The 1200-nt window shown below is 67.7% G+C and carries 1 protein-coding gene; it reads left to right on the forward strand.

Annotated features, from left to right (window positions below):
- Positions 1-105: 105 nt before the first annotated feature.
- Positions 106-1200, forward strand: a complete 1095-nt coding sequence (locus AB0J53_RS45205; protein ID WP_362961256.1) for an IS630 family transposase — start codon at positions 106-108, stop codon at positions 1198-1200.

Below are 1200 nucleotides of genomic sequence, written 5' to 3' on the forward strand. Positions count from 1 at the left end.
CTAGTGAGCTGACCGTGAGTATTCGGGACACCACATGAGGTGTGTTTCGTTTCAGATTGGCTGTGTGGTGGTGACGGTCTCCGGTTGCTGAGGTCTGCTGGAGACATGGCAGACAGCAGGCTCGAGCCGGTGGTGTTATCGGAGGATGAGCGGCGGACGCTGACGGGCTGGGCGCGGCGGCGTTCGACTGCTCAGGGGCTGGCGTTGCGGGCGCGGATCGTGCTGGCCTGTGCCGAGGGTGACGGCCGTGGCGGCAATGTGGCGGTGGCGGCCCGGCTGCGGCTGGATCGCAAGACGGTGGCCCGCTGGCGCAGCCGGTTCCTGGCCCGCCGGCTGGACGGGCTGTCCGACGAGCCCCGGCCGGGTGTGCCGCGCACCATCACCGACGCGCAGGTGGAGGAGGTGGTGGTGCGCACCCTGGAAGAAGTGCCGCCCGGCTCCACGCACTGGTCCACACGGGAGCTGGCCCGCCGGGTGGGCATCTCACCGACCAGCGTGGCCGGTATCTGGCGGGCGTTCGGGCTGCAGCCCTGGCGTACCGAGACCTTCAAGATCTCGGCCGACCCACTGCTGATCGACAAGATCCGCGATGTGGTCGGGCTGTATCTGGCTCCGCCCGCCCACGCGGCGGTGTTCGCCGTCGATGAGAAGCCGCAGATCCAGGCGTTGCAGCGGAGCGCGCCGGTGCTGCCGATGCTGCCCGGGGTGCCCGAGCGGCGCAGCTTCGACTATGTCCGGCACGGCACCGTGGATCTGTTCGCCGCGCTCAACACGGCCACCGGCAAGGTGATCGGCAAGCTGTCCACGCGGCACCGCGCCGTCGACTTCCGCGACTTCCTGGAGGAGATCGACCGCCAGGTCGAGCCGGGCCTGGCGGTCCATCTCATCTGCGACAACCTCTCCACGCACAAGGCGCCGGTGGTGCGTGCCTGGCTGCTGGCGCATCCGCGTTTCACGTTGCACTTCACCCCGACCTACTCCTCCTGGATCAACCAGGTCGAACGCTGGTTCGCCGAGCTGGAGCGGCGTTGTCTGGAGCGCGGCAGCTTCTGCTCCCTGGACGCTCTCAAGGCCGCGTTGGAGGAGTGGATCAGGGTCTGGAACGAGGATGCCAAGCCGTTCAGGTGGACCAAGACCGCTGACCAGATCCTCGATCGCATCTGCCGCTACTGCGACCGAATCTCAAAACCAGCTCACTAG

It is taken from the genome of Nonomuraea sp. NPDC049725, from assembly GCF_040674795.1.
In the GTDB taxonomy this organism is placed as follows: domain Bacteria; phylum Actinomycetota; class Actinomycetes; order Streptosporangiales; family Streptosporangiaceae; genus Nonomuraea; species Nonomuraea ceibae.